Origin of the sequence: Paucilactobacillus oligofermentans DSM 15707 = LMG 22743, assembly GCF_001434315.1 — a bacterium.
Lineage (GTDB): Bacteria > Bacillota > Bacilli > Lactobacillales > Lactobacillaceae > Paucilactobacillus > Paucilactobacillus oligofermentans.
The window spans coordinates 716,219-740,376 of sequence record NZ_AZFE01000031.1; the positions used below are offsets into that span (position 1 = coordinate 716,219).

Genomic DNA, 24,158 nt, shown 5'->3' on the forward strand with positions numbered 1-24,158 from the left:
AAACATCATTAGTTGAAGTCGTCGTGGTTTTACCAGTAACGGCATCAGTTGAAGTGGTAAAGTCGGCGGAACTAGTGAAATCATCAGCAAGTTTATTACCATCAGCATCAACGTAATGAACGGTTTTATTAACTGTATCTGTGGTAGTCGTTGAGGCATTCTTGGTATAAACCACGGTGTATTCCGTATCGGTGTCACCTGATTTAACGGTTTGATCAGTGGTTGCTTCCGTTGGATTAGTAGTAACAGTATAGCCGTTAATTACCGGGTTAGCTTGATGTCCTAGGATATCACTAACGGGAGTTGTAGTAGCCACTCCAGTGACGGCATCAGTTGAAGTAGTAAAGTCGGCGGAACTAGTGAAGTCATCAGCTAGTTTATTACCATCAGCATCAACATAATGAACGGTTTTATTAACCGTGTCAGTGGTAATTATTGGGGCGTTCTTGGTATAAACATAGGTCACGGTTTGAGGATTAACACTTAAATCACCAGTAGCAGTTGCACTTCCGGTAGCAATTTTTGAGAAGGTATAACCCTTGATAGCGGTTGGGGTTGTTGAGTAATCGGAACCGACAAATTGACCATCAGTATAGGTTACTGAACCATTGCCGAGGGCGTTTCCTTGGTCATCCACATTGTTAACGGTGACCGCACCGGCATTTTGCTTATAAGTAAAGACGAGGGCTTGCTTGGCAGTTGTAATAGTTAAATTACTAATAGTATTACCGGCCTCATCGATTGATGAAATCACACTACCATCATTGTTAACTAAAATAGCTTTGTCAAAAGTATAACCATCAATGGTTGGGGCATTTTGGCTAGCAATGCTGGAATTTAAGTAGAGGTCATTTCCATCAATATCAGTTGAGACGTTAATTGAGGTTTCAACATCTTGACCAGTTGTTGCGTCACGATAATAAACTTTAATAATTTGTCCTTGTTCACCGACGTTAGGGTAGGTAAAGTAAAAATCAGTGTATGCCGTATCGGTACCAAGATCTTTACCGAGCTCTTTAGAGGTGGCATCAAAGTCATAAGCGACCGTATAATTTAGTTTTTGAATGGTGTTCGCAATGGCTGCGTACTTTTGGGTATCAAATGATAATGCTACGCGTCCATTGACCATTGAAATGGTAATATCAGCAGCTGGAATCGTCACTGTTTCACCGGTTGGCGAAGTGACGGTCCAATCTCCAACCCGGGTAATGTCATTAACACCTGTAAGGTTAAGGGATAAACCAATATCGTTAGTGGTGATAATCTTTTTGACTGGCGCCGCAGCATCGTCGTTGAAGACGTATTCAAAAGTATTGTTATAGTGATAACTCCCGGTAGCCTCGCCGGCAGCTAATCCATCCGTTGTAACAAGGATGTTATAACCAAGACCAATACTGGAACTGTCTTGCCAGTTATCCCAATCAACAGTGGGAGTGGTTTCAGTAGTGGCGGCCGAGGTAGCTGCGGTGGTGGTATCGTTTTGAACATCTGCATTAATAGTAGGAACACTATTATTAGTAGCTGCACTATCAACAACTGGCGCGGTTGCGTCACTGGAATTTGTAACAGCAACATCCGTATTTACATCACTAGCTACGGTGGAGGTTGCAGCGGTTGAATCTGCAACCGGCGTAGCGCTTGATACTGCCGCAGTTGTCGTTTGATCTACTACTGGCGTAGTTGTATCCGCCTGGGCAGTGGTATAAGTAGTTAATGAAATTGCAGTACCTAAAACCGCAATCCCGCAAACAATCCATTGTTTACCACTTTTATACATCTTAAAATGTTCTTTACTTTGAATCGATTTGATTATCATGCTAAATATCCCCTATCAATAAGATTAAGTAATAATTATAAAGCTATAAACCCTAAGTTATTGAATAATATAACACATTTAAATAGGTTATTAAACTTAATTTGTAAGCGGAAACAGGGAAAAGTTATACGCAATTTTTTATATTCCAATAAATACGATTAATTGATAATAAAAATAATGATTTTTAACGTTGTTATATCAGTATTACGACTCACTATTGGTTGTTTTAGCTCAAATGAAATTTATTTATCACCTAAAAAAATATTTCAACAAAAAAAGATTAAAATTTTATTTTAAGCATAAAATTTCAATCTAAATAAGACTTCTAATATTTGGTTTTAATTAAAAGAATATTGGCAAGAAAATCCCTAACAAAACGATAGCTGCCAAGAGAAGCGCAATGGTTACTTGGGCGGCTTTTCCATGCTCTTTGGACTGCTTTATTTTAGGGTGTTCTGCTGATTCATCGCTAAATTTTTCTTCAATTTCTTGGTTTAAGAGCTTGTCATTATTATTTTTCATGATATTGTTATTATATAAAAAATTAAAAACTATGCAAGTAAATGTGCATTAGCTTATATCAGATTGTGAGGAAAATCATGCATCTTTTTTCGCAAAAAAAGGGCTATCAAACGATAGTTGATAAAGTTACCGCACTAGTTCCAGAGTACGAAGCAATGTCAGATTCAAATTTGCAAGGACAGACAGATGTGTTGCGACAACGGTTAGCAACTGGCGAAAAACTTCAAAGTATTTTGCCGGATGCCTATGCTGTAGCCGTGGCCGCTGCCAGTCGCGTGTTGGGGATGAAACCATTTGAGAACCAAATCCTTGGTGCAGTTGCGATGGAATATGACAATGTTGTGGAAATGAAAACTGGTGAAGGTAAGACACTTACGGCAATCATGCCGATGTATTTGCACGGACTTAGTGGTTCAGGCAATTTTTTGGTGACGGCAAATGAGTACCTAGCTAACCGTGATGCCAAAGAAATGGGAAAATTTTATACTTGGCTTGGCTTGACCGTAATGGCCGGGGTTGCCGAAGAAGGCCACGATGATCGTGAACGCGATCAAGAGGCTATTTATAATGCAGACATAGTTTATACAACCAACAGTTCACTAGGATTTGATTACTTATTTGATAACTTAGCCGCAACGCCTGAAGAACAATTCCTTCAGGGGTTCAATTTTGCGTTGATTGATGAAGCCGACGCAGTGCTACTTGATATGGCTGAAACTCCCCTAGTAATTTCCGGAGTTCCACGTGTCCAATCTAATCTGTACAAAACTAGTAATCAGTTGGTTAAAATGCTACGAGCTGATATTGATTATGAACAAAGTGATGATACTAAAAACGTTTGGTTCACCGACATCGGGATTTCCAATATGGAAGAATTCCTGAGTGTTGATGGACTATTAAGTGACCAATGGAAAGATGTTTACCGTCATCTACTATTATCGTTGCGGGCGAATGTATTAATGAAACGGAACCGCGATTATGTGGTTGATAATGGTGAAGTGATTTTACTTGATAAAGCCAATGGTCGTCAGTTGGAAGGTATGAAAATGCAAGCCGGCATGCACCAATCAGTTGAAGCAAAGGAAAATGTTAAAATTTCTGAAGAACAACGAACAATGGCTTCCGTTACGTATCAAAATCTTTTCCGAATGTTTCATCAATTAGCCGGAATGACGGGAACTGCCATGACGGATCGAGATGAATTTCGCGAAACCTATAATTTAGATGTTTATAAAGTACCCACGAATAAGCCCTTAATTCGAAAAGATTTATCGGATAAGGTGTTTATTTCCACGCGCGCTAAATTAATGGCAACCCTCGACTTAGTGAAGGAAGCATATCAAATCAAACGACCAGTTTTAATCGAAACTGGTTCCGTAACCCTCTCCAATTTATATTCACGGTTATTGTTACGTGAAGGCATTCCCCATAATATTTTAAATGCGCGCAGTGCTGCTAAAGAAGCTAGAATCGTCGCCGAGGCTGGTAGAAAAGGTGCCATTACCGTATCGACATCAATGGCTGGTCGTGGAACCGATATTCGCCTAGAAGATGGCGTTACTGAACTCGGTGGTTTACTTGTTATTGGAACCGAACGAATGGAAAATGCACGGATTGACAATCAATTACGCGGCCGTTCGGGTCGTCAAGGTGATCCGGGGCAGAGTATTTTTTACGTTTCCTTAGAAGATAGTGTGGTCACGGAAAATGCCCCAAAATGGGTTGGTCGTTATTTAACCAAACATCAAGAAGCAACGAAACAAAACATTACTGGTAAATTCCGGTTTAAACATGTCATTGATCAAGCACAAAATGCGGTGGTTAATCAGCAACGGAATGCCCGTTTCCAAACGTTACAATATGGTGAAATCTTTAGAATTCAACGGGATAATATTTACGACACGCGTAATTATATTATGAATGCAACTCAACTGGATCAAGAAATTGATGCGGTCGTTAAGCATGTTGCGAAAAAGTTTACGGATGATTTAGGTGAGGCTGATTACAGTGCCTTAGTCGAATTTATCTACCAGCGAATTGATCAAGCGTATTTAGCACCTGAAGATATTGAATCTTTACCATTCAGTGAATATACGGGTTACTTAAAAGCACTGATTTATGACCGCATTAAAGCCCAACGTCAAATGTTTAACGCTGATGATCAGTGGGTGTACTTTGAACGCTTGATTATGTTAAAGGCGATTGATGTGTCGTGGATTGAACAAGTTGATAGTTTACAAGGATTGAAGAGTGTGACGCAAAATCGTAGCTTAGCGCAACGTGATCCAGTCTATGAATATCAAAATGAAGCCAAAGCTAGTTTTAATGAAATGAAAGAAAAAATGTACTTTACGATGATTCATTATCTATTACAATCGACTTTTACCACTAAACTAACGGGTGAGATGGATGTTGATTTTCCATAAGGCAAAAAAGGTTATTAATTTCCACGGGAGGGAATAATTTGTTAAAAAATGATTTAGCCAAAAAAATCTTGATAACTTTTTTCATGATGTTGGTATTAGCAGTTGGACAGCAAATCTATCTACCATTAGTCGATGCATCATTTGCCAGTTCATCAGTCAATAAATCAACACTATTAAGTGTCTTGGGAATGACAACCGGTGGTCGAATGACGGTGCCGGCGATTATGTCACTTGGATTATCGCCATATATGACCAGTATGATTATTTGGCAGGCAATTGTAACCATGGATATTAAGAAAATTACGAATATGTCACTAAAAAATCAAGGTCAAATTCAAAATATTTTAACTTTGATTATGGCAGTCGTCCAAGCCTATACCATGATTTTGACTTACCACAGTTTTATTCAACCGTTATACCTGACGCAAAGTGGTATCGATATCTCGGCACCAGTTATCATGTTGGTTTTGGTGGCTGGGGGGATGTTTTCAACTTGGTTAGCAATGAAGAACACCCAAGTTGGAATTGGTGGCTCGGCGATAATGATTGTCCCAGGGATTGCAGTTGGGTTACCACAACTATTAGAAAATGGTTGGACAACTGGCGATGTTCTGACCATGACGCCAATCAATTTGATGATTGCGATTTTTGTAACTTTACTATTTGTACTCGCAGCAGTTGCAGTTTTTCACGCTGAATTAAGAATTAAGTTGGAACGACCAATGCTAGATTCAGAATTTAATCATTCATACTTACCAATTAAGTTGTTAACGGGTGGTGCCATGCCATTTATGTTCTCGACGGTATTATTTAATCTACCAATGACGATTGTTTCGTCAACGAGTTTACGTTTTACGACGATCGGTAAAAATTTATTAATCTGGACGCAACAAGATAATTGGCGCGGAATTTTAGTTTATGGCGTTATCGTGATGATCTTGGGTTATGGCTTTGGATATATGAACTTAAAACCAATTCAAACGATTAAACAACTCAAAGAAAGTGGCGATTACATTTTTGGCTGTGTACCAGGTGAAGAAACCAGACGTTGTGTGATGCGGCATTTCTGGTTATTAACTTCAATTGGGAACGTCGCGTTAATGCTAATGGCCGTCGTACCATTAATTATCGGAATTTATTTTGAAGGTTATGCTAATTATTCGTTATATTTAGGTTCCGTATTTATTTTAGTTACAATTTTCGATACGATTAGTCAACAATTCAGAGCGCTGTACGCTAAAAATGCCTATTCGGTGTTGCTTAAATAAGGAGGACGTCATGATTGCTTTAATACCAAGTTTCGATGAAAACTTAATAGATTATGATGCCGACTCAATGGTCCAGTTAACCCGGATGTTTCGTAACCAAAAGCTTGAGCTGCAGTTGTTAGTTGTTCAATCAACGCCTAATTTACGTCATCATCTACAAAATGCCGGTCTAATTGGGATTCCAAGTTGGAACGCGTTTGATTGGATTCAAAATATTCAAGTCGATGAATCAGTTCCATATGGAGTTGAAGATTTAGTCTTTCCTAAGAATGCTTTACCTTCTTATCGAGGGGATGCAGTTCGCTATTATTTAGATGGTAAGTTATTTGCGACAGTTAATCTTCGTGGTGAAGGCTATGTTTGGAATGTAGAATATCCAGTTTACGATGGTGAAAAGTTAGTTGAACAGTATGACGATCGTGGCTTTTTATCAACTAGGATTTGGTATGCTGAAGATGAAACCGTTCATCGTCAAGAATGGTACAACTTTAATGGTGATTTGGTGATGCAACAAGAGCCAGATAGCACCGTGTTGATCAGTATTCGCCTGCAAGAACAGTTAGGACATGCTAATTTCGCTAATTTGACACAAGTGATTGCACAAGTGACAAATACATATTTAAAGGAGCAAGGAATTGATACGGTTGTTGGAGAGTTAACGAATGATTTAGCTGCCTTAAGAGAGAAACTTGATCAAGTTAAGAAGGGTATTTTCTTAATGAATCAAATGGCAGTGACTTCCGCTAAACTAAAATTAGTTCAACCGAATGATTTACTAATTGTACCAACCGAGGTTGATCATGAACGCTTCGATCGTTATTTAGATAGTGACAAAAGTATCAGTAATTTAAATCAGCAACTATTAACCATTCCCACCCAGACTACCCAATTGAATTTGGGGATTAGTAATGAAATTCCGTTAATGGAAATTAATTGGTTAACTGCTGACGCCCCCGTTTCATTTGTGGATAAGGCTTATAGTAAAATTATGCCAATTCTGGCACGTGATGAAGATAAAAGTTTACACGTGTCGGTGCAAGATGACGGTGAAGCAGAACGATTACAATCGATTCTGGAAGCGTGGATTACCAGTGAATTTGGGGTTGATTTAAATAGTCAAGAGTTTAGTGATTTAAAGAAATATTTACTAGCGAAAGAAAAAGAACGTGTCACCGTTGATATGGAAAAGAAAATGGAACAACGAAAGAAATTACCATCATGGCAACCAATGGTGAATGCGTACATGATGCTAAAACGAGTAGTGCATGAAGAAACGCCATCACTATCAGGGATGGAGCAGCAATTACAGCGGGCCCGAGTCTTTATTGATAGTAGTGTGAAACCAATTACGGCATATCAAATCTTAGCGGTCAGTGCGGCAATCCCACAAATTAATAGAGCGCAAAGCGACTATTTGGTTAATGGTAAAAATGGGAAAGTCGTCGCTGATGAGAGTCAAATGGTAAATGCGATTAGTAATTATCTAGATGTGTTGAGTAATTGGAATAAAGTCGTGGTTTTTGATGCCCAGTTGATTGAAACCAATTCAGAAGATGAAATTTTTAGTCACTGGCAGGAGGTATTGTAATGGCCACAATGGTATTACCGGTTATCCATATTGGGACGGAGCCGTTAGCGTTAGACGATTTATTAATGAATGAATTTAAGTATGCGTGGGCCAAAACGGTGGAAAGCCCCGTGTATAAGGACCAGCCGTTAGTAAAAGATGAGAAGCTAAATTCAAAAATTAAACGGGCAATTTATTTAATTGATACAAGCACGCCATATGCAACGGACTATGAATTGTTAAAAGAATTACCAGCTAATAATGTTATTTTTGACACTAAAGTTGAATTATCCGCCGATATTGAAGATTTATTTCGAATTAAAAATTGGCATCGGTTAGATTTTACGGATGTCGAGGCGTTAGGGAATATTATTTCGGTTAATTTTTACTTCGAACAAGGGGTCTATAAAATTGACTTTGATGAATTACGAATTAGTGAACAATTTTCCGGGACGGTTCAACAGACCGGCCAAACTTTCCGCCATTTAACGGGTGATTTTGGTAATGATTGGACCCGCATTGCGTCGGTTGCTGATATCATCTGGTTACCAGAAAAGATTTCCAACCGAATTGTGTTTGAATATGCGACCCAAGGTGATGCTGAAATTAAAGTGGTGGCGCAGGTAACTGATTCTAATTCACTAGAAGTGACGGACCAGATTGAATTAAGTGGTCAGGCTATTGAACGAGGCTTGATTGTTCCTGCTAAAGCAGCTTCACGAGATATGCAAATTCATATTTTGGCTCGTGGTCATGGTTCTGTTGATTTAGGTAATATCCATTTCCGTCGAACGCGTGGCGAGTTTGGGGAAGTCTTGGTTGGTGGTAAACAAATTGTTGATAAAAATGATTTGAATCAAGAACTCCTGATTTACTTTGATCCAGGTGATTTACAACCGCCGTTGAACATTTATTTTTCCGGTTATCAAACCGCGGAAAAGTTTGAGGGGGTGGGGATGATGGCCCGCTTCGGTGCACCATATATGTTAGTGATGGATCCACGCAGTGAAGGTGGCGCGTTTTATCAAGGTAGCGAAGAGATGGAAAACCAATTAATTGATGAAATTCACCATAATTTGAATCAATTAGGTTTTGATCACCATGACGTAATTTTATCTGGCCTTTCGATGGGAACCTATGGCGCGTTGTATTATGGCGCCAAACTAAATCCAGCTGGAATTGTTATTGGTAAGCCAGTAATTGAACTTGGAAAAGTCGCGAGTGGTGAACGAATCTTACGTCCAAATACATTCGGGACTAGCTTGGATATGCTGCGAAATACCATGGGTGGCGTTGATCAAGATGATATTGAGCGGATGAATCAACATTTTTGGGACGTATTTACCCAAGGTGATTTCTCCAATACCACATTTGCGATCGCCTATATGGAGCAAGATGATTATGATATGACAGCCTTACCGAAGTTACGAGCGTATTTAAAGGAAAATTATCCGTTGGTGCGTCTTTTCTCTAAGGGGATTGAGGGTCGTCATAATGATAATACCTATGCGGTGGTGCAATGGTTTATGAAACAATATAAGAGCTTGTTGATGTTACAGTTTAATCGACTAATATTGTAAGGGGGATCATGATGGATAAGACGATTTATGCCTTAGAATGGCCGACCAATGGAACGGACACTTACGGGTATGGGGCGGTAATTGATTATTTACCAAATGGTGAAGTTCATTTTAAAAATGAACGAGTATCACCTGGACTGGCAGTGCATCGTTGGCGGCAGACGAATGAAAGTATTCATTTCTTACAATCGTTTTTTCTGCCATTATTAGTGCCTGGGCAAGAATATCAATTGCGGGCCGATATTGAAGTGACACCGAGTGATTCATTAGGCCTGCAAATTCAGTTTTTTGATGAGGCGGGATTGGTAATTGATGAATGTTTAGTGCGAACCTCACAAGTTGACTTTGTGGTACCGGCTGGCATGGTGAGTTATGAAATTGATTTGATTAACTTAAATACGGTGGAGTTTAACTTTCATAATTTAATTCTGGGTAAGAAGGAATTAATGGCTGCAACGCAAATTCAACGTAGTTCACAAGCTGACGTGCAGTTTGTTTTGCAACATGGTGATTCCAATCAAGCGGATGTGGCATTAATTAACCGGGGTACAACCCTGATTCCTTTGATTTATCGACCTAATCGACAAACGGTGATGGTTCGGGTGAAACGAAATCAGTTAACCGATGTATCGAAAATCAAGTTGTTTAAAAAACAAGTCACCACAATTTTGACTGAAAATAACTTGAAATTAGGTAATGTATCAGCACAAGGCGAAAGCTTAAGTAAAATACGAAAAATATTAGAAACATCAAAATGATGGAGGTAGATTATGAATTTCTTTATTAATGGGGCCATGGGAATCGGTAATTCCGGGGTTGAACATGCACAGTTCTATCGTGCGAAACGGTTTGATCAAGTTGAATTACCATATCGATTTGTGTTTGTAGAAATTGTTAAAAATATTCATGAAGCAATGGATCAATGGAATTTACGTGATGATCAAGTAATTAATATGTGGGAATACTTTGTCTTAGGACAAGATTATGCCAAAAAAGGACTTGAAAAACGAGTTGAACCAAGTGAAGATTTGGTGGTTGATAAAACTAATACCCACCGTAAACGCGAATCAGTAACTAGTTCTGGATTACGGATTGTTGAACATTATGTTAAGTACCCAGATAAGCATAAGCCGGATAGTAAAATGTTAATGGTTAGCAATGGCCGGACTGAAATGTATGACGATGCAACAGGTGAAAAACGGGTCATGTATGAAAATATTGATGATCAGAATCGAAAGAATTTGATTACTAATATTCATTTATTTAATGAAAATGGGCAACACTTATTTTTCCGCAATGAATTACAACTACATCGTTATTTCTTTGAACAACTTGATAAATTGTATGGTGGTAAGAGCACCTTTATTGTCGATCGTGGTGAAGATAACGAAGTGGCGTTAATGCTAAACCGGATTGCCGGTTCGAAAGTGGTTGATGTGATTCATGCGGATCACTTGTCTGATCGTGATGATCCTAAAAATCCATTATGGAATAACTATAATGAATATTTGTTAACACATAATCAATTGGTTGACCGGATTGTAACGGCCACTGAACTGCAACGTGAAGATTTACTGGTTGATTTTCCAAATAAAACCCGTAAATTTGTCACAATCCCGGTTGGTGGGGTGCGTGATGGCATTAAGAAAATCACCCGTAAGTTAGATAAAGGACCATTTAAACTGATTACCGCATCCCGATTGGCTTCAGAAAAACACGTTGATTATATTGTCCGTGCGGTTGCAGCCCTTAAAGATGAAGGCTTTGATCTGACCTTTGATATCTATGGTCAAGGTGGCGAAAGCAAAAAAATTAAGGATACGATTGAAGAAGTTAAGGCAGAAGATTACGTTACGCTTAAAGGTTTGTCACATGATCTTGAACATGTTTATCCTAAGTATGACGCCTTTATCTCGGCTTCATTATCAGAAGGCTTTGGCTTAACGTACATTGAAGCACTTAATGCGGCCTTGCCAGTGGTGACTTTTGATGCGCGCTTTGGGGCTTCCGAACTAATTCAAGATGGCTATAATGGCTTTTCATCTGATTTTAAACCTAACGATGATGACTACAATGTTAAACAATTAACGGAAAGTTTACGTCGTTTGTTGAAGTCAGACTATCCAAATATTGTTAACAATACACAAAAATCAATCGAAAAATTCCAAGACAAAGTGATTGCTAAAAAGTGGGAGGCAATGATCAATGAACTATGAGCTAACGAATATCCTGAATCCAGATAGTCAGGCATGGGCTGAACAAAAGGCCAGAATTGAAGCTGGTAAGAAAAAAGTACTATCATTAACTTCTTCGCCACGTTTTTTTGGATTATTACAAAGTGAAAAAGTTGCCGGTGTTAATCTATTAGATAGTGTGACTGGTCGTAAGTATCAAAAAAATAAAACCCGCTTTTTTAATGATGTACCAGTGCCTTATGGTGCTCAAGTCGCGATGAATGCTGATGGAAGTATTTCGGTTATTTATGACGGGGATGAATTGGGTAAGGTTCATCTATATGGTAATACCCGTCGAGCAGTCCAAGATGTTCGCTATACAAATCCAGATGGTACGATGGATAACATCATTGAATTTGCGTTTGATGGTAATGAATTTAGTAATATTTTTTATTACAATGATGAAATTCAAGAAATTGTCTTTTTGAATAACAGTGGTCAGGCCGTCGTGCGTTATTACTATTATGGTGGGGCAATTAATTACATTACGGTTGAGGATCCCAAAACGCATAAAATGATCAAAGACTATACGACTTTGACCGAATTTTATGCAGATCAATTAGCTAAACTACTAAAACCCAAAGATAAGGTGACGATTAGTTATCTTGGAATCGAACTAGATGTCTTGGCACAAACGAAGTCACATAACATTATCAACTTAGCTGAAGATCCATTTGATGAAAATGATAATGTGCGTGGTAACTTGTTATCAATTTTAAATGATGACATCAGTTACATTCAGGAAGTCCAAGTTTCGCAAGAAAATGCTGATAAATTAAAACAGAAACAAATTTCATTAGCTAAAGTAACGGTTGTTTAGGATATCATCAATTAATTTATTTATAGACAGATAAGGTTAACGAGCCCATATAATATGGGACTTGTTAACCTTTTTTATTTACTAATTTGACTCGCCAAAGTGCACTGATTATTAATCTAGCGGCAAAGGTGTTTATTAAAACTCACCAGGCATGTATAAATATATTATCAATTTTTAATAATAATATTAGTAATAATTATAATGGTTAAAATAGCAAGAAAACGCTGACAAAGTGAATTTGGTGTAAATTGGCTCGCACTCGTTTATTACTATTTATCAATGAATAAGCAGCGTCAATTAGCGGTTTAACGGTCTTTTTGTGCTTTAATGGGTGAATCACTATCGAAAAGTAAGCGATTCGATGATTTAATGGTATTATTAGACGATAAATTCCACAAACATTGGAATAGTGTGGTTTATCGTATTTTATTTGTTTATTTTTTGATAAATAGGTGTTACAGTTATGAAGTATTTATAATAACGATAGAATAGACACTTTGGAGGCACTAGGTTGAAATATAATTCAAAAAATTCCTCGGAAATTTTTAAAAATAACGGGAAAGAACGCTTTAGAATGTACAAGGCAGGCAAGGCTTGGCTTGTTGCCGGAACTACCACACTTGGTGGGGCTCTTTTAGGTTTGGGAAGTGTTTTGGGTGGAACAATTGCTCAAACACAATCAGTTAATGCTGCAACAGAAAGTGAAGTTACGAAAACAGCTTCAACGGACGATCTGTTAGCGACAAAGGCTAGCACAACGATTCCAACTACTTCAGTAACTGCTTCAGAAAGCACAACTCAATCAACATCATTGTCGGGTTCATTATCTGTATCGACCTCACAATCACTTTCAAGTTCTGAAAGCGTTTCTATGAGTGTGTCAGCTAATGCAGTCGCTAATAAGTCAAACTCGACAAGTACTAGCATGAGCAATAGCAACTCATCATCATTGGTGGCTTCGATGTCAGTCTCGACTTCAAGTAGTCAATCAGCAAGTACTTCAGCAGTTAACGATACAACGACTGCTGGTTTACAAGCCACACTAAATACTAATGGAACGGCAACGGTTACGACGGGTACATTAGATAATGGTACTGGTCAATTACAAATTAATTTAGGCGATGGTCAAACTTTGACTGCCGCTCAATTTGACGTGATTCAACGTTATGTCGTGGCTAATAACATTTCACTATTGATGATTCAATCAGCAATCGGAATTATCATCAATGAAGATAATAAAATTACATCAATTGTTGGAAGCGATAATCAATCAGATATTGATACTTTAATTAGTCAATCAGCAGTGTTGGGAGAAGCTGCTTATAAATTAACTGGTATCCAACAAACCTTTAATGCCATTGCTTCAACAGCTATACAAAATCAAGCATTATTTGCGGCTAAAGCATCAGGTCCTTTTAAAGCTTCTGGTACAGCGGTTGTATGGGCCGGGATTGTATGGGCTGGCGGGCTGACTTCTCAGCCATATGATTCGACGATTGCTGAAGGTAATTCTGCTTATATTTCAGCAGATTATGCCACGAGTACCCTTACTTCACTTTTAAGTGGGATGGTAACGGGACTTGCACAAGTATTGAACTTAATGGACTTTGTAAAAACCTATACCCTTTATGATGCTAATCAAAATGCGATTGAGACTAACAATACTGGAATATTTAGTGTTTCACCAGACACCACGTCTCAATATCAAGTTGGGATAACGATTAAAGCGAAAGTTATTGGGGATAATTTACTTTTGCTTGGAATTATTCCTAAGCTGGTTGGAGGAGCTTTAACATTACTTTTTGGTGCTAACGGAATATATTCTAATTTGGCCACAGTTACAGTTCTACCAACTCCGGTGGCTACAACTGACGTTACAGTTAAACTTGATAATGATTACCTTATTTTAGGGGCTAATGTTGATCAAAATGATTTGAACTTAAAATTTGATACCAATTCAACTACTGCTCACGCACAACTTAATCCAACTAATTCGACTGAGCCAGTTACTTGGACCAGTAGTGATCCAAGTATCGCCACCATTAACCCAATTACTGGATATATTACGGCTGTTGGTAAGGGAACGGTTATTATTACTGCTACTTCAGGTGGTGTAACTGGAACCGCTACCTTGACAATTGGTGGTGGACTCCCTGCTGATGAAACCGTACTTGTTAACCACGATGCTACTTTCACTGCGCAAGGTTATGATGACATTGCTGGTTCTGGTGTAACGGGGATTACTGTTACTTATCAATGGTATTCAAATACTAATGGAAATAATGAAATTAAGGGTAGCTTGAAAATTGACGGTGCCACTGGGAAAACTTATACGTTAAGTAATGCCCAGATGGATCAAAATGGAACCTATTATTTTGTAGTCGTAACTGTCAATGCAGATCATGTTAAGACACCGGGTGGAACAATCAATGGTACGTCTGTACTACGTTCTAACTTTGCTAGTTTAACAGTCTTGCCAACGTCACTTACTGGTCATGACCAAACAATACAAGTTGGCGAAAAATACGATACATCTAAAATGTATACTTATATAGATGCTAACGGAAACGAAGTTAGTGCAAGCGTTAATATTCATGTACCAGCTAATTATGACAATACTAAACCAGGAACATATAAATTTGAGCTTACTTATCTAGATACAGAAACTAATACGTTACTAACAGCATATGCATACGTTACAGTTGACGGAACGGTTAGTTTATCAGCATCAGATTCAAAGAGGGTATCTGAAGCACGTAGCGCCTCAGAAGATGCAGTTGATAGTGATTCAGCATCAACATCTAATTCAATCGTCAGTGATAGTAATACATTATCTTCAGAGTCTACGAAAGCTTCAGTTTCTAAAAGTAATTCATTAGAGTCGAATAGTGCAGATTCAAATTCAATTTCAAAGGTTAAATCAGAAAGTATTAGTATTTCTGGTGCAGCAAGTAAGGCAGCCTAAGATTCTATTGTTGCTTCTGAAGATGCTCAATCAGAAGCTTCAACTTCAACTAGTAAAAATCAAGCCACTGATAGTGATTCATTAGATTATGCTGGTTCAGTTTCTAAGTCATTAGTTGCTTCTAAATCAGCTTCTGATTCAATTGTAGAATCAGCTTCAGCAGTTAACTCTGTGTCATTATCAGCATCGACATCAGATAATGATTCATTAGTTGCCTCAACCTCAGACTCGAAATCAGCTTCAGAATCTGATTCATTATCACTTGTAACTTCTGCTAGTGATGTGACTTCAATTAGTAAGTCAATTTCAGATTCTGACAGTCGTTCAAAGTCTCAGTCTGAATCAGCTTCAGCTTCGAAGACAGTTTCATTGTCAACGGTCTTGTCGTTATCTAATTCTGGTTCTACATCAGTTCCGCTTTCAGATAGTATTTCGGCATCATTTTCTAAATCAGACAGTTTAGATCCTTCATCAAATGAATCTATGTCAAATAGTACATCTACATTTAATGAGTCAAGATCAAAATCAGTAGCTCAGTCAAGTGCAGATTCTGTATCACTTAGCAAGGTGAAATCAGAATCTGCTGCGAAATCAGATCTTGAATCTACTAAGGGTGATGGCGATGCCAGTGATTCCGCTGCAAATTCAGGACATGAATCTGATAGTATTTATACTTCAGCTTCAGAATCAGCCTCAACTTCAAAGGCACTTTCTGAACAAAAAGGTAGCGATGCAAGTAATTCAGCTTCAAATTCCAAAACGACATCATTAGATAATTCAGATGTTAAATCAACATCCGCTGAAAATTCAACGAGTGATTCAAAAGTTGTTAATAGTGGATTCTCAGATTCTAATTCTAAATCGGTTTCAGAATCTACTGCATCTGAAAGTAAAGCTGCTTCTGAATCAAACTCTGAAGCGTCTAAATCAGACAGTATTGCTTCTGGTTCAGCTTCAACATCAGATAGTAAGTCTAAAGAAATAGATTCATCAAATTCTAAATCAAGTTCATTATCAGAATTAGATTCAAAAGACTCAGAATCAAAAGCTTCAGATAGTGCTTCTAAGTCTCTTTCAGAATCAACTTCTGCCTCGAAAACTCTTTCTGGATCAGCCTCGACTTCGAAATCATTATCACTTTCGAATGTTGTTTCAGACTCAGATTCAGCTTCGAAATCAAATTCATTAGACAGTGATTCAACGACTCCAGAAGTATCATTATCGAAGTCAACTTCTGCCTCGCTTTCATCAAGTATTTCGATGTCGAACTCAGCCTCAGCTGATAAGTCAGAATTTGTGTCAGCTTCTAACGCACACTCAGACTCAACCTCAGCTTCGAAATCATTAAGTGTTTCGGCTTCGGATTCAACAAAGATTTCTGATTCTTCGTCTAAATCTGGATCGCTCTCAGCTGCAACTTCGACCAAGGATTCATTATCAAATTCGAAGTCTGGTTCAGCTTCAGCACGGGCTTCTGATAGTAAATCATTATCAATGGTTACTAGTTCAAGCGAATCAGCTTCTAATTCTATAAGTAAATCAGAATCAGAATCTGTTTCCTTAAACCCATCAGATATTGCTTCAGCCTCGAAGTCAGCCTCAGATTCTAAAGTAGCCTCGACTGAAAAATCAGAATCAGCTTCGACGTCTAAACAAGATTCGATTAATTCTGCAAACTCAGAATCAACGAGTGCTTCAACCTCAGCTGTTAAATCTAAAGAAATTATTACTTCAGATTCAAAATCAGCTTCAAATTCAAAGAGCCAATCTATTGATAGCCAAAAGAGTGATTCAGTATCTGCATCAGATTCGAACTCTAAATCAAAAGGTATCTCAGAATCGAATTCTGCAAGTACGGAAGCTTCTGATTCAAACTCGGGCCTAACAAGTGACTCAACTTCAGCTTCGAAATCAATTTCAGATTCAAAGTCAGAAACTTCTGAAAATTCAAACTCAAGTTCAATCTCAGATAGTGAATCAATTTCAAATGACAAATCACTTTCAACGGAAAATTCTGATTCAGCTTCAAAATCAATTTCAAAAAATGAATCACTTTCGACTTCAGCCTCAACATCGGCATCAGAAAGTAAGTCAGAAAATGTTTCATTAACACCTGAAGAATCAGAATCAGTTTCTAAGTCGACTTCAGCATCAGTAAGTAAGTCAACGTCTGATTCTGATGTAGCTAAAATATCAGTATCTGAATCAGCAAGTTCTTCAAAAGAAGCCTCAACCTCAGCTTCAACTAGCAAGTCATTAAGTGGTGCTGCATCAACTTCTGATAGTGACTCTGCTAAAAAGTCAGAATCTATTAGTTCATCTGTATCAAATAGTGACTCAAAAGAAACTTCAGAGGTTGCTTCTGCCTCAACCTCAGCATCAAATTCTCAATCAGCAAGCAAATCTGGATCAGCAGTGAAGTCTTCAAGTGAATCAGCATCAAAATCTGTATCAGCTTCGAAGTCAGCTAACGTTTCGTTAACTCCATCAGAATCTGATTCGGTTTCTAAATCGGATTCTGATAGCACTTCAGCATCAGTAAGTGATTCGATTTCTGCATCAAACTCTTCAGTTGATTCAAAATCCATTGAAACTTCAAAATCAGATTCAGCATCAAAATCCATTTTAGATTCAAAATCATTAGATCAGAGTGAAAGCGATTCGGAATCTAAGTCTATTAGTAAGTCAGAAGATTCAGAATCTAGTGACTCAGCTTCAGCGTCTGACTCTGATTCAACATCAACAAATCATTCAGAATCAGAACAAGCAAGTGCAAGTAAGTCAGCTTCACTTTCTGAAGCAAGCAGTACTTCAGCTTCAACCTCAACGAGTGCTTCAACTTCGAAGTCAATCGCAACCGAAGGTTCAACTGCTGCCTCAACCTCAGATAGTAAGTCAACTTCGAAAGACATTTCTGATTCAGACTCAACTTCATTGAGTGCATCAAAATCAGCCTCAGATGATAAGTCACTTTCAACGTCACTTTCTGATTCAGCTTCAATCTCGAAGTCAGAAAACGTTTCATTAACACCATCAGAATCTGATTCATTATCAACATCACTTTCAGATTCAATCAGTAAATCAACTTCTGTTTCAGACTTGGCCCAGAAGTCAACATCAGAATCAGCAAGTACTTCGAAGAGTAGTTCAGCCGTAGCTTCAACCAGCAAGTCTGACAGCATCTCGAAGTCAACCTCAATGAGTGATGAAGCTTCAGTATCTGGTTCAACCAGTGTTTCTGACTCAACGAGTGCTTCAACGTTAGTTTCGGACTCAGCTTCAACGAGTGCTTCACTTTCAGCACAAGCTTCAGCAAGTAAGTCACTTTCAGCTGCAACTTCAGCAAGCACTTCGGCTTCAACCTCAGCTTCAACTTCGAAGTCAATCGGTGCTTCATTGACACCATCAGAATCTAATTCAGCCTCAGACTCAACTGAAGCAAGTAATTCAGCCTCGAAGAGTGCTTCAACCTCAGTTTCAGAGTCAACAGAGAAGTCAGAATCAACAGAGAAGTCTGAATCAATATCATCATCAGACTCAGCTGAGAAGTCAGACTCAACTGAAAAGAGTAACAGTGACTCAGATTCGAAATCAGTAAGTAAGTCACAAGATTCAGAAGATAGTACTTCAGTAAGTGCTTCAACTTCTGATTCAGACTCACAAAACATTTCTGATTCAAACTCTGGTAGTGCTTCGAAGAGTGTATCGGGTTCAACTGATACATCTGATTCCAATGTTGCTTCGAAGAGCACTTCAACTTCAACTTCACTTTCAGAATCAGCTTCAACGTCAATTTCAGACGCTAAGTCAACTTCTGATTCGAAGTCTGCAGAAGTAAGTGATAAAGCATCAGAATCATCATCAGTATCTGATTCAACAATGAATTCAGATAGTGAATCAATCTCGAAAAGCAATGCATCTGATAGTGACTCAAAGAATCCTTCGGAATCATTGTCTAAACAACTTAGTGAAAGTGATTCAGCCAAGGCTTCGACTGAAGCTTCGAAATCAGCTGTAGAATCAACATCAGTTTCAGCTTCAACTTCGAAGTCAACTTCACTTGAACTTTCAGAATCAGGCTCAACTTCAGCCTTAGTTTCGAAGACATCAAGTAAGGAAGCTTCAACCTCAACTTCTGATTCAGTAAGCAAGTCAACTAGCATTTCAGACGCAGCCAGTGTTTCAGAATCAACATCAATTTCTGGTTCAACTTCTGTTTCCGATTTAGTACAAGAATCAGTAAGCAAATCAGCTTCTGAATCAGCATCAACTTCTAAATCAATTAATGCTTCATTAACTCCTTCAGAATCAGAATCAGGCTCAAACTCAACAATTGTTTCTGATTCAGCTTCGAAGAGTAAGTCAAAATCAGTTGATCAATCACAATTAGAATCTGATTCAACGAAGAAATCACTTAGTGATTCAGTCTCAGACTCAGCTAGTGTTTCACTTGACTCGAATTCATCAGATAGTAAGTCAGCTTCGATTTCAGATAGTAAATCAACTGATAGTGAAGCGAGTTATTCAGCTTCATCATCAGACTCTGACTCAACTTCAACTGATCATTCAGAATCAGAACAAGCTAGTGCAAGTAAGTCAGCTTCACTTTCTGAAGCAAGCAGTACTTCAGCTTCAACCTCAACGAGCGCTTCAACTTCGAAGTCAATCGCAACCGAAGGTTCAACTAATGCTTCAACCTCAGATAGTAAGTCAACTTCAAAAGATATTTCAGATTCAACTTCAACGTCATTAAGTGCTTCAACTTCAGCTTCATTGAATAAATCACTTTCAACGTTGAATTCAGACTCAGCTTCAATTAGCAAGTCAGAAAACGTTTCAGTAACACCATCAGAATCTGATTCATTATCAACATCACTTTCTGACTCAATCAGTAAATCAACTTCTGTTTCAGACTTGGCCCAAAAGTCAACATCTGAATCAGCAAGTACTTCGAAGAGCAGTTCAGCCGTAGCTTCAACCAGCAAGTCTGACAGCATCTCGAAGTCAACATCAATGAGTGATGAAGCTTCAGTATCTGGTTCAACCAGTGTTTCTGACTCAACGAGTGATTCAACGTTAGTTTCTGACTCTGCTTCAACGAGTGCTTCACTTTCAGCACAAGCTTCAGCAAGCAAGTCACTTTCAGCTGCAACTTCAGCAAGCACTTCGGCTTCAACCTCAGCTTCAACTTCGAAGTCAATCGGTGCTTCATTGACACCATCAGAATCTGATTCAGTCTCAGACTCAACTGAAGCAAGTAATTCAGCCTCGAAGAGTGCTTCAACCTCAGCTTCAGAGTCAACAGAGAAGTCAGACTCAACAGAGAAGTCTGAATCAACATCATCATCAGACTCAGCTGAGAAGTCAGAATCAACTGAAAACAGTAGCAGTGACTCAGATTCGAAATCAGTAAGTAAGTCACAAGATTCAGAAGATAGTACTTCAGTAAGTGCTTCAACTTCCGATTCAGACTCACAAAACATTTCTGATTCAACTTCCGCAAGTGCTTCAAAGAGCACTTCAGACTCGACTGATACATCTGATTCCGATGTTGCTTCGAAGAGCACTTCAACCTCGAATTCAATTTCAGATTCCGCTTCAACGTCAATTTCAGACGCTAAGTCAACTTCTGATTCGAAGTCAGTAGATATGAGTGATAAGGCTTCAGAATCATCATCAATCTCTGCTTCCGAAGTGAAATCAGATAGCGAATCAGTTTCAACAAGCAAGGCATCTGATAGTGCTTCAAACACACCTTCAGAATCACTTTCTAAACAACTTAGTGAAAGTGATTCAGCCAAGGCTTCAACTGTAGCTTCGAAATCAGCTGTAGAATCAACATCAGTTTCAGCTTCAACTTCGAAGTCAAGTTCGCTTGAAATTTCTGGTTCTGCTTCAACGAGTGCTTCAACTTCAAGTTCTGAATCGACATCGACATCGACAGTTGCTTCATTGTCAGCTAGTCAATCGACTAAACTTTCAGAAGTGGCTTCAAGAAGTATGGTAGATTCTGCAAGTAAATCACAATTAGAATCAGATTCTGCACGAGTTTCAGTATCAACTTCTGTTTCAAAATCTGCTTCAACTTCAGAATCAATTGGTGCCTCATTGACACCATCCGAATCCGAATCAGTATCAACTTCAACAATTAAGTCTGATTCAGCTTCAGTAAGTAAGTCAACTTCAGCATCAGAATCAACTATCGAATCTGGTAGCAAGCTAGAATCAGCAAGTGATTCAGCTAAGAATTCAACATCTGAATCCGCTGATAATATTTCATCTAGTTCCGTTTCAGCTTCAACCTCAGATAGTATTTCACGCTCGAAGTCGTCATTAAGCTCAGATTCTGCATCACGTTCAGATTTGGTATCAACGGATGCTTCATTAAGCAAGTCAGCTTCAAGTTCGATTTCAGCATCTGAATCAATGGATGCTTCAGCTAGTGCATCTGGATCAGCATCTGGGTCAAAATCAGTTGCAACTAACATTAGTTGGTTACAATCAGCATCGACATCTAAGTCAACAGCAGATTCAACGAGTTACTCTGATTCAGTCAAGGTTTCAGAAGCTAAAACTTCAGAATCAACAATTAATTCATTGAATGATCCTGATCCAATTTATCAAGTTAAAGAATCTTCTGATTCTGAGAGCCAATCAGCGTCAGCAAGTAAATCAACTATCGATTCAGTAGCAGTTGGAGAATCGCTTTCAACATCAGCTAGTCATTCTGAATCAGTCTCAGAATCATTGAGTGCTTCAGATTCTGTCTCAGCTTCTAAATCTGACTTAGATTCAATCGCATTTGATAATTCAACTTCAGCTTCAATAGCTAAAGTTGGTCAGAGCTCAGCGATTGCTTCACAATCTTCATCTGTGTCTGCTTCAACTTCGAAGAGTAGTTCACTTTCAGCAGTACTCTCAAGATCTGGTAGTGCTTCAGCAAGTGTTGCAAGATCACAATCAATCAATCGACCATTAACTTCTGAAGAATCAGATTCAGTTTCACAATCGATTATTGATTCTGCTCTAGGATCAACCTCAGTTTCAACTAGAGTTTCCGATTCAGATTCAGACTCAACTGCGAAGACAATTGAATTATCAGATTCAGTTTCTAAATCAGTTATTGACTCAGCTTCGGAATCCGAAAGCATTTCAGAATCTTCATCAGCATCGAAGTCACTTTCATTGAAGAATGTTCGTTCAGTTTCCGATGATCGTTCGTTGTTGACTAGTGCCTCAGAATCGATGTCAGCTGTTACATCAGCGATGTCATCTGAAAGCACGTCAACTTCAACCTCTGCAAGTTCTTCTAAGGCAGCGGCCTCAGCAAGTGGTTCTGCAAGTAAATCTGGCTCAGCTTCAATCTCAAACGATACTTCAGTTTCTGGAAGCAACTCAACATCAATTTCGACATCAACTTCTGATGAAATTTCGAAATCAGCTTCTGGATCTGTAAGTCAGTCTGTTTCTAATTCACTAGCATCATCAGAATCTTCTTCAATCTCAACTTCACGTTCTAAGTCATTAGAACAAACAGGTTCAGGTTCGAGTTCAGAATCAGATGCTTCTTCTCAATCAGAATCTACTTCGGCTGGTTCATCGAAGTCAATGTCATTAGCCTCTTCTAAGAGTGCTTCAGCATCAGCTTCAACATCGAAGAGCACTTCACTTTCAACTTCGGCCTCAGGCTCACTTTCAGCCAGTGTATCGAAGTCAGGATCATTGTCTGCTGCATACTCATTATCTGATTCAGCTTCAGAATCTAAGAGCGAATCACTTGAGAAACAACCTTCATTGACTCCATCACAAAGTGAATCAGTTTCCGATTCCGATTCAGTTTCAACTTCAGAATCACAAAGCAAGTCAACTTCAGCTGACAATTCAGATCAAACGTCAACTTCGAAGGTAACTTCAGAATCCGATTCAGCATCTACATCTGACTCAATTTCAACGTCAGCGGTAAATTCTCAATCTGATTCAGCTTCTAAGTCCGATTCAGAATCAATTGATAAAGTTACTTCAGAATCAACTAAAAACTCTGATAACGTTAGTCAATCAAATTCTAAGAGTTCATCTGAATCAACTAGTGACTCAGTATCACAATGGAGAAGTGACTCTGGTTCAGAATCAACTAAGACAGCTGGTAGTGTAAGTCAGTTGAATTCTAAGAGTTCATCAAGTTCAGTATCACAATCGATGAGCGATTCTGATTCAGAATCAACTAAGCAATCTACTCTTGCGAGTCAATCATTGAGTGATTCAGCTTCAACAAGTCAAATTAAGTCTGAACGTGCATTAGTATCTGATCGAAAAGTATCAGTTAACAATGCATCCGCTAATAAAGCTAATGGGGCTACTTCTAAGGCAGATACTTTGCCACAAACCGGTGAAGAGCTTCAAACTGAATTAATGGCTATTGGTGCAGGTATGTTCGCTATGCTTGCTCTTATGGGAGTTATGCTTAAACGTAAGAAGGATCAAAACGAAATTTAATTGATTAAGTTTTAATCTAATAAAAAGCAGTTTCAAGAATTTATTTCTTGAAACTGCTTTTTTGTTATGTATTTTTTTAAAATGTGAAGTTCTACTATATAAATAATTAAAATAAATTACCCGGATTTAAAATTATAAATTTATCTTCACCATTTTTTTGAAAAGTAGTTTTACGTGCAATTGGGGTGAAATTGATGTATATTATTAGATATAGCAGCAATGAAAACGCATACAAATAGTTAAAGCTAAAAAAATGACATTTGTTTTATAATTTAGCTTGACGAAATGTCGGTGTACGAGTATAGTTATATCTCGTTGCCAGAGATACATCCAACGGTTTTGAAAGAGAATTTTAAAATTCAAATTGATAAATAATAGTTGACAATCTACTCCGGACAATGTAATATATATAACGTTGCTGCTAACGAAGTTTGGCACCGACAAGTAGAACTTTGAAAACTGAATAA

General features: G+C 38.3%; 15 protein-coding genes. 9 read left to right on the plus strand and 6 right to left on the minus strand.

Annotated elements, in window-relative coordinates; genetic code table 11:
* Both FC70_RS06940 and FC70_RS06945 read right to left on the minus strand, forming a co-directional pair.
* On the minus strand, positions 1-1,816 hold a 1,816-nt coding region (locus tag FC70_RS06940; RefSeq protein WP_157045254.1), incomplete at its 3' end, for a MucBP domain-containing protein.
* 342 nt (positions 1,817-2,158) lie between these two features.
* Positions 2,159-2,338 carry a hypothetical protein gene (locus FC70_RS06945; RefSeq protein WP_057890263.1) on the minus strand — a complete coding sequence of 60 codons (180 nt, stop codon included), beginning with the start codon at positions 2,336-2,338 and terminating at the stop codon, positions 2,159-2,161.
* A gap of 77 nt (positions 2,339-2,415) precedes the next feature.
* Between FC70_RS06945 and secA2 the strand changes: the two genes are divergently transcribed.
* From secA2 to FC70_RS06985, 8 genes are all read left to right on the plus strand, one after another.
* Positions 2,416-4,764: an accessory Sec system translocase SecA2 gene (gene secA2 / locus FC70_RS06950; protein ID WP_057890264.1), complete on the plus strand. Its 2,349-nt coding sequence runs from the start codon at positions 2,416-2,418 to the stop codon at positions 4,762-4,764.
* Positions 4,765-4,802: 38 nt separating this feature from the next.
* Positions 4,803-6,032: a hypothetical protein gene (locus FC70_RS06955; RefSeq protein WP_057890265.1), complete on the plus strand. Its 1,230-nt coding sequence runs from the start codon at positions 4,803-4,805 to the stop codon at positions 6,030-6,032.
* Between the two features lie 10 nt (positions 6,033-6,042).
* Complete coding sequence (asp1, locus tag FC70_RS06960; RefSeq protein WP_057890266.1) at positions 6,043-7,620, plus strand: accessory Sec system protein Asp1; 1,578 nt, start codon at positions 6,043-6,045, stop codon at positions 7,618-7,620.
* On the plus strand, positions 7,620-9,179 hold the full coding sequence (asp2, locus tag FC70_RS06965; RefSeq protein WP_057890267.1) for an accessory Sec system protein Asp2: 1,560 nt from the start codon (positions 7,620-7,622) through the stop codon (positions 9,177-9,179). The genes asp1 and asp2 overlap by 1 nt, the downstream gene beginning before the upstream one ends.
* Positions 9,180-9,190: 11 nt before the next feature.
* Entirely contained in the window at positions 9,191-9,937 is a 747-nt protein-coding gene (gene asp3, locus FC70_RS06970) for an accessory Sec system protein Asp3 (protein ID WP_057890268.1), read from the plus strand.
* Positions 9,938-9,949: 12 nt separating this feature from the next.
* The gene (locus FC70_RS06975; protein ID WP_057890269.1) at positions 9,950-11,395 is read left to right on the plus strand and encodes a glycosyltransferase; all 1,446 of its coding nucleotides are present in this window, start codon (positions 9,950-9,952) and stop codon (positions 11,393-11,395) included.
* Entirely contained in the window at positions 11,385-12,233 is an 849-nt protein-coding gene (locus tag FC70_RS06980; RefSeq protein ID WP_057890270.1) for a hypothetical protein, read from the plus strand. Before FC70_RS06975 ends, FC70_RS06980 begins: the two co-directional genes overlap by 11 nt.
* Positions 12,234-12,744: 511 nt before the next feature.
* Entirely contained in the window at positions 12,745-15,198 is a 2,454-nt protein-coding gene (locus tag FC70_RS06985) for an Ig-like domain-containing protein (protein WP_057890271.1), read from the plus strand.
* A gap of 668 nt (positions 15,199-15,866) precedes the next feature.
* Here the strand turns inward: FC70_RS06985 and FC70_RS09350 are convergent.
* The 4 genes from FC70_RS09350 to FC70_RS09365 form a co-directional block, all read right to left on the minus strand.
* Positions 15,867-17,450 (minus strand): hypothetical protein, encoded by a 1,584-nt coding sequence (locus tag FC70_RS09350; protein ID WP_162253447.1) that lies wholly within the window; start codon positions 17,448-17,450, stop codon positions 15,867-15,869.
* A 135-nt stretch (positions 17,451-17,585) separates the two neighbouring features.
* Positions 17,586-17,822 carry a hypothetical protein gene (locus FC70_RS09355; protein ID WP_162253448.1) on the minus strand — a complete coding sequence of 79 codons (237 nt, stop codon included), beginning with the start codon at positions 17,820-17,822 and terminating at the stop codon, positions 17,586-17,588.
* Between the two features lie 123 nt (positions 17,823-17,945).
* Positions 17,946-19,445, minus strand: coding sequence for a hypothetical protein (locus FC70_RS09360; protein ID WP_162253449.1), 1,500 nt, complete (start codon positions 19,443-19,445; stop codon positions 17,946-17,948).
* Positions 19,446-19,760: 315 nt separating this feature from the next.
* Positions 19,761-20,951, minus strand: a complete 1,191-nt coding sequence (locus FC70_RS09365) for a hypothetical protein (RefSeq protein ID WP_162253450.1) — start codon at positions 20,949-20,951, stop codon at positions 19,761-19,763.
* Between FC70_RS09365 and FC70_RS09370 the strand changes: the two genes are divergently transcribed.
* On the plus strand, positions 20,893-23,691 hold the full coding sequence (locus tag FC70_RS09370) for a fibronectin-binding protein FnbA (RefSeq protein WP_162253451.1): 2,799 nt from the start codon (positions 20,893-20,895) through the stop codon (positions 23,689-23,691). The two genes, FC70_RS09365 and FC70_RS09370, sit on opposite strands and share 59 nt — an antisense overlap.
* Positions 23,692-24,158 lie beyond the last annotated feature (467 nt).